This window comes from Streptomyces blattellae (genome assembly GCF_009709555.1).
Classification (GTDB): Bacteria; Actinomycetota; Actinomycetes; order Streptomycetales; family Streptomycetaceae; genus Streptomyces; species Streptomyces blattellae.
In genome coordinates this window covers 1-7,244 of sequence record NZ_WJBG01000210.1, presented here as the reverse complement: position 1 = coordinate 7,244, position 7,244 = coordinate 1, and the positions used below count along the sequence as shown (strand labels likewise).

The window sequence follows — 7,244 nt, the reverse complement described above, 5'->3', positions numbered from 1 at the left end:
GGTGCGGGGAAGTCGACCACGATGCGCATGATCGTCGGACTGGACGCCCCGACGAGCGGCTCCGTGACGGTGAACGGCCGCCGCTACGCCCAGCACCGGGCCCCGCTGCAGGAGGTCGGCGCGCTGCTGGAGGCGAAGTCGATCCACCCGGGCCGCTCGGCGTACAACCATCTCAACGCGCTCGCGCTGACGCACGGGATACCCCGCAGCCGGGTGGAGAAGGTCATCGAGCTGGCCGGTCTGGGCAGTGTGGCGGGGAAGCGGGCCGGGGCCTTCTCCCTCGGTATGGGGCAGCGGCTGGGTATCGCCGCGGCGCTGCTGGGTGATCCGCAGACGGTGATGCTGGACGAGCCGGTCAACGGCCTCGATCCGGAGGGCGTGCTGTGGATCCGCAATCTGCTGACGGGGCTCGCGCAGGAGGGGCGGACGGTGTTCGTCTCCTCGCATCTGATGAGTGAGATGGCGCTGGTGGCGGACCATCTGATCATCGTGGGGCGCGGGCGGTTGCTGGCCGATACGACGGTGCAGGATCTGGTGCGCGAGGCCGGCGGGAACACGGTGAAGGTGGCGGCCCAGGATCCGGCGCGGCTGCGGGACGTCCTGGCGGGGCCGGGCGTCGACATCACCGGTCAGGCCGGCTCCGAGGAACTGCACGTCGCAGGGCTCACCGCCCGTGAGATCGGGCTGAAGGCGGCGGAGCACGGCGTCGCACTGTTCGAGCTGAGTTCGCGGACGGTGTCGTTGGAGCAGGCGTTCATGGATCTGACCAGGGATGCGGTGGAGTACCACGGCACCACGAACACGACCACTAGCACGAACCCGACCACGACCACGACCGGTATCGACACCCTTGGGAGGGTGGCATGAGTTCCGTTACGACGACCGCCGGGCCCGTGCAGGGGGCGACCGCTCCGTCTCGCCCCGTCTACAAGGTGAACGGAAGGCGTGTGCTGCGCTCGGAGTGGGCCAAGCTGTGGTCCCTGCGCTCGACGTGGATCACGCTGATTCTCGGCCTGCTGTTCCTGCTGGTGTTCGGACTGATCATTTCCTGGCAGTTCCAGGCCGGGAATCTGGACAGCGACTTCGACACCTCCAAGGCCGTGGACCTGTCCCTGTTCGGTATCCCCTTCGCGCAGTTGGCCCTCGGTGTTCTCGGTGTGCTGGTGATGGCGGGAGAGTACTCGACCGGCATGATCCGTTCGACGCTGGCGGCGGTGCCGCGCCGGCTGCCGGTGCTGTGGTCCAAGGCCGGGCTGTACGGGCTGGTGGCGATGCTGGTCACCTCGGCCGGCGCTCTGGTGGCCTTCCTGATCGGCAGTCAGATCGTCTCCGGCACCTCGGCGGCCCAGAGCCTGTCGGACGCGGGTGTCGCGCGGTGCCTGCTGGGGGCGGGTCTCTACCTCGGCCTGATCGGGGTGATCAGTGTGGGCCTCGGTGCGCTGCTGCGGTCGGTGGCGGGCGGCATCTCGGTGCTGGTCGGCGTGTTCGTCCTGCTCCCCGGGCTGACCGCGCTGCTGCCCAACTCCTGGGAGGACAACGTCAGTCCCTACCTGCCCAGCAACGCGGGCGAGTCCATCTACACCCTGACGCACGACTCCACCACCCTGGCCCCCGGAGCCGGACTGGCGGTGTTCCTCGGCTGGACGGTGCTCACGCTGGCGGGCGCGACGTACCGGCTCAAGCGCAACGACGTCTGACCCGCAGGAGCACGGACGCGAGCTCGGACGAGTGCACGGACGCGAGCTCGGACGAGTGCACGGACGCGAGCTCGGACGAGTGCACGGACGCGAGCTCGGACGAGTGCACGGACGCGAGCTCGGACGAGTGCACGGACGCGAGCTTGGACACGAGCACAGACAAGTGACATCCGTGAGCATCGACGACACGGGCGGCATGGCCCGCCTGATCACCTGGCTGAACCGCGGCGGCCAGCGGTTGCGGCACGTGGACCGTGTCCATCCCTGGGCGCTGGACACCCTGGTGGTCGTCGTGTCCATCGTGATGTTCTGCCTGCCGGACGTGCTGCCCAGGGTTCGGGGGACGACGGCCCGCGCAGGTCGACCATCGCGATCACCGAGCTGCCACTGGCGGCGACGCTGGCGCTGCAAGCGGGGCTGGTACTGCCCCTGCTGTGGCGGCGGCGGAAACCGCTGGTGGCCTTCGGCGTCATCGAGGCCGCATTCCTGTTCCAGTGGTCGCCATCGGGCCGCGGCGGATCGGTCTGTGGTCCGGGATGCCGCGGTGGTCCGGGATGCCGCGGTGCGCGGCTGTGAGCGGCGGGGCGGCTGGGCCCTCTCGGCGGTGGTGGCCGCGCTCATAAGCGGTTCCGCGGGTGGGCAGTTCCGCGGGCGGCGGTAGGTCAGGTCCCGACGGTGTGCAGCATTCCCCACAGGGCCACGGTGGAGGCAAGGAGCGTGGCCGGGACGGTGACCAGGCCGAGCCGGGTGAAGCGGCCGAGTTCCGCCCGGGTGTCGTGGGCCTGGAGGATGCGCCGCCACAGCAGGGTGGCCAGGGAGCCGACGAACGTGAGGTTGGGCCCCAGATTGACGCCGATCAGTACGGCGAGGACCGGGCCCGGGCCGTTCGGGGCGACGAGGGGCAGGAGGGCCAGGACCGCGGGCAGGTTGTTGATCATGTTGGCGAGGGCGGCGGCCACCGCCGCGACGGCGAGCAGCGCGGGCAGAGAGTGCCCTTCGGGCAGCAGGTGCCCGAGCCCGGAATCCAGGCCGTTGTCCACGACCGCCTGCACCACGATGCCCAGGGCGAGCACGAACAGGCAGAACAGCGGGGCGGCCGCGCCGGCCAGTTCCCTGACGGTCGTACAACGCTGCCGCAGCGCCTTCCCGCCGAGCACGAGCACCCCGCCGAGCGCCGCCCAGGCGGGTTCGAGCCCGGCGAACGACGTCAGTACGAAGCCGCCGAGGGTCAGGGCCAGGACGACGAGGGTGAAGACCGGTACGCCGGGGCTCTTTTCCGGTTGGCCTCCGGGCGTGCCGCCGGCGGCCAGGTCGGTGCGGAAGAAGCAGCGGAAGACGGCGTACTCCACGAGGATCGCGGCGAGCCAGGGCAATGCCATCAGCGCGGCGAACCGGGTGAAGGTCAGGCCGCTTGCGGTGAAGGCGAGGAGGTTGGTCAGGTTCGACACCGGCAGCAGCAGGGAGGCGGAGTTGGCCAGGTGGGCGGTGGCGTACACGTGCGGGCGGGCCCGCGCTCCAGCCCGCGCGGCGGTGGCGAAAACGACGGGGGTGAGCAGGACGACCGTGGCGTCCAGGCTGAGTACGGCGGTGATGGCCGAGGCGACCGCGAACACTCCGGCGAGCAGGCGCCGCGAGCTGCCGCCGCACCAGCGGGCCACGAGCGCTCCGGCCGCCTCGAACAGGCCCGCGTTCGCGCACAGTCGCGCCAGCACGAGGATCAGCGCGAGGAAGGCGACGACCGGCAGCAGACTCCGCGTCTGCTGCCAGGCCTCGTGCGGCGATACGGCGCCCACCGCCAGGGCGAGTGCCGCCGCGGGGACGGCGGCCGCCGCCTCCGGCCATCCGCGCGGGCGTATGACAGCGAAGGCCAGCACGCCCGACAGCAGGACGACGGAGACGGTCTCGGCGACGACGGTGGTACTCAGTTCCGTTCTCCAGCGGCAGGGGCCAGGGACCCACCCAGTGAGCAGTAACGCTCCAGGGTACGGTCGTAGGCGCGTCCCGCCCTCCCCCGACGGATCAACTCCCCATGTCCGGGAAGCCCTTAGGGAGTCTGGTCCCGCCCGTGTACGAAACGGCGGGTTAAATCGTTTCATGAATCACTCAGGTCAATTCCGCCCCACCCATTGACCGCTTTCTTCGCCTACCTCTAACCTCCGGGCATTCTGACTGAAACCTTTCACCACTGAAGGTGCCCCATGCCCAGACCGCTGTCGCGCCGTAGCCTCCTCCAGCTGGGGGGCGCCGTGGCCGCCTCCGTCGTCCTCACCGGGCCTCGCGCGGTCGCCGCCGTGCCGGGCGCGGGCGTCGTCGGCGAGGGCGCGTCCCCCGCGCCGACCGGGATGCTGACCGACCTGCTGCCGAAGGGGCTGGGGACCACCGCCGGGAAGCAGCCGCGGTTCAGCTGGCAGGTCCCCGACTTCGGCGCGGACACCCTCCAGCGCGCCTACCAGCTGCAACTCGCCGCCACCCCGGCCGGGTTCGAGGACGACCAGCTGCTCTGGGACAGCGGAAAGGTGGCCTCCACCGCCTCCACCGCCGTGGCCTACGGCGGGCCGGCGCTGAAGCCCCGTACCGCCTACTGGTGGCGGGTCAGCAGCTGGGCGGACAAGGGTGAGCGCTCGTCGTGGTCGGAGCCGGTGCTGCTGGCGACCTCGGTGGAGGACGAGTGGGTGGCCGAGCCCATCTGGGTCAAGGCCGGGCCGACCATGACCGACGGCACCTTCGCCACCCGGCTGAAGATCACCACGGTGGCCGCCGGACTGTGGTTCCGCGCCACCAACACCGCCAACAACTACATGTGGCAGCTGCGCGCCGGGGCCACCGCCGGGGTGCTGCGCAAGCACGTGTGCGTGAACGGCACCTACACCGTCCTCGGCGAGTTCACACTGCCCTTCCCGGTCGCCACCGGTGAGTGGGTGGACTTCGCGGTCACCATGTCCGGCTCCACCTTCACCACCACCGTGAACGGCACCGTCGTCGACACGACCACCCACACCCGCTACACCTCGGGCAACGTCGGCCTGCGCAACGGCTCCACCGAGTCCCAGACGTACGACAGCGTCCGCTTCACCGCAGCCGACGGCACGGTGCTGCTGCAGGACGACTTCGCCTCCGACAAGGGCACGTTCTCCGCCGGCACCGTGGCGAACGGCGTGCTCACCTTCCCGACCGGCGCCTCCTCGCTCTCCTCCTACGGCGCCGACGACACCTGGGCCCTGCTCCGCCACGAGTACGACCTGGCGGACGGCAAGGACATCGCCGCCGCCGTGCTCTATGTCGCGGCCACCTCCGCCACCCCCGCCCGGCAGTACGTGGCCAAGGTGTGGAGCAACGGCAGCCTGGTCGGCCACGCCTCGGTGCGCTCCGGCAGCGGAGTGGCGTACCAGGCCTACGACATCACCGACACGCTGCGCTCCGGCAAGGCCAACGCGCTGGCCGCGCTCTGCCACACCACCTCGCAGCAGAAGTTCCTCGCCCAGCTGGAGGTCACGTACGCCGACGGCAGCCGGGCCACCATCGGCTCCGGCGGCGACTGGAAGGCCCGCCGCCAGGCCGGCCTGCTGCCGGCCAAGGGCAGCGCAGGCAGCAGCTACTACACCGTTCCCCAGGAGTACTGGGACCTGCGCCAGGAGCCCGTCGGCTGGATGGAGCCTGGCTTCGACGACGGCGACTGGTCCGCCCCCGCCGTCCGCGCCGCCATCGACGGACTCGTCCCCGCCCCGATCGAGCCGGTACGGCTGCACGACGTCACCCCGGCCAAGGTCACCAAGGTGGCCGACGGCCGCTGGCTGGTGGACCTGGGCCGGGAGATCGTCGGCGGGCTGGCGCTGGAGGTGAGCGGAAGCGCGGGCGACACCGTCGAGGTGCGTCTCGGCGAGGAGCTGAACGCCGACGGCACCGTCAAGTACCAGCTGCGCGCCACCAACACCTACCGCGAGGTGTGGACCCTGCGCGACGGCGCCCAGCGCTTCGAGCACTGGGGCTACCGCGGCTTCCGCTGGGCCGAGCTGCGCACCTCCCTGGACCTCTCCGGGGCCAGTGTCACCGGCCGCGCCTGGAAGCTGGACTGGGACGACTCCCAGACCTCCTTCCGCAGCTCCGACCCCGGCCTGGACCGGGTCTGGGAACTGTGCCGCTACTCCATCGAAGCCACCCGCGGCGACCTCTACACGGACACCCCGACCCGGGAGCGCGGCCCCTACGAGGGCGACGCGCTGATCAACCAGCTCTCCGAGTACGGCGTCCAGCGCTCCTACGCGCTGGCCCGCTGGTCCAACGACTACCTGGTACGGCAGGGCACCTGGCCCACCGAGTACCGGCTGATGTGCGCGATATCCGCCTGGGAGGACTACCTCGCGACCGGCGACGACCGGCAGCTCGCCAAGGACTACGACCTCCTCGCCGAGAAGAACCTCACCTCCTACCTCGGCTCGGACGGGCTCGTCCACAAGTCGCCCGGCAACACCAGCCAGAACCTCGGCGACCTGGTGGACTGGCCGGCCGCAAGCCGTGACGGCTACGTCTTCACCAGCGTCAACACCGTCGTCAACGCCTTCCAGTACGCGGCCTTCGACGCCCTCGCCAAGTGCGCCACCGCGCTGGGGAGGACGGACGACGCCACGTCCCTGCGCGAGAGGGCCGACACCCTCTCCGCCGCCATGCGCGACACCCTGCTCGACAGCTCGGCCGGCAAGTTCCGCGACGGCGCCGGCACCACCCACAGCGCCCAGCACGCCACCGCCTTCCCGGTGGCGCTCGGAGTCGCCGACGCCCTGGACGACGCCGTACTGGCCAGGCTCGGCGACACGCTCGCCTCGGGCGGAATGAAGGTGAGCGTGTACGGGGCGCAGTTCCTCCTCGACGCGCTCTTCCGGCTCGGCCGGTCCGACGCCGCCCTCGCGCTGCTCACCTCGAAGGCCACCAACTCCTGGCTGCACATGCTGGACGACCTGAAGGCCACCATCGTCACCGAGGCCTGGGATCCGGCACTGAAGTCGAACATGACCTTCTCCCACGCGTGGGCCTCCGCACCGGCCAACGCCGTGGCCAGGCATGTGCTGGGCGTGCAGGTCACGAAGGCGGGCGCGGCCACGTTCCGGATCCGGCCCAGGACCGGCGGCCTCACCGAGGTCGACGGTACGGTCCCGTCCCTGCGCGGCCCGGTCTCCGTCTCCGTCCGCCGCTCCGCCGGCGCCCACTCCCTGCGGGTGACCCTGCCGCCCAACACCCGCGCCGTCCTGGAACTGGAGATCGGCGACGCCGACCCGTCGGCGTACCGGGTGACCGCGTCCGGCGGCAACGCCAAGGTCACATCGTTCACCGACCTGACCGGCACAGTGCTGCGAGTCGGCCCGGTCGGCTCCGGCACCACGACACTCGCGTCGACGGAGTAGCCCGCCGGAAGCGCGGCGCGCAGGCGGCTCGCCTCACAGGCCGCCTGCGCGGGACGGTGCTGCGGGTCGGCGCGGTCGGTTCCGGTATCGCGGTGGTTGCGTTGAGGGGGTGGCCCGGTGGCCCGGTGGCTCGGTTCTGGTGCCGTGGTGG

At 71.1% G+C, this 7,244-nt stretch carries 4 protein-coding genes; 3 read left to right on the top strand and 1 reads right to left on the bottom strand.

The annotated features are described in order from the left end of the window. The coding region (locus GFH49_RS28240) for an ATP-binding cassette domain-containing protein (RefSeq protein WP_155058884.1) at positions 1-867 on the top strand (867 nt) is incomplete at its 5' end. Beyond that, positions 864-1,697, top strand: a complete 834-nt coding sequence (locus GFH49_RS28235; protein WP_155058883.1) for an ABC-2 transporter permease — start codon at positions 864-866, stop codon at positions 1,695-1,697. The genes GFH49_RS28240 and GFH49_RS28235, both read left to right, overlap by 4 nt. Positions 1,698-2,359: 662 nt before the next feature. On the opposite strand, the gene GFH49_RS28230 is transcribed toward GFH49_RS28235, so the two are convergent. Beyond that, on the bottom strand, positions 2,360-3,571 hold the full coding sequence (locus GFH49_RS28230; protein ID WP_230396539.1) for an SLC13 family permease: 1,212 nt from the start codon (positions 3,569-3,571) through the stop codon (positions 2,360-2,362). A gap of 324 nt (positions 3,572-3,895) precedes the next feature. Here GFH49_RS28230 and GFH49_RS28225 point away from each other — a divergent pair, with 324 nt between their 5' ends. Further along, entirely contained in the window at positions 3,896-7,093 is a 3,198-nt protein-coding gene (locus GFH49_RS28225) for a family 78 glycoside hydrolase catalytic domain (RefSeq protein ID WP_155058882.1), read from the top strand. Positions 7,094-7,244: the final 151 nt, after the last annotated feature.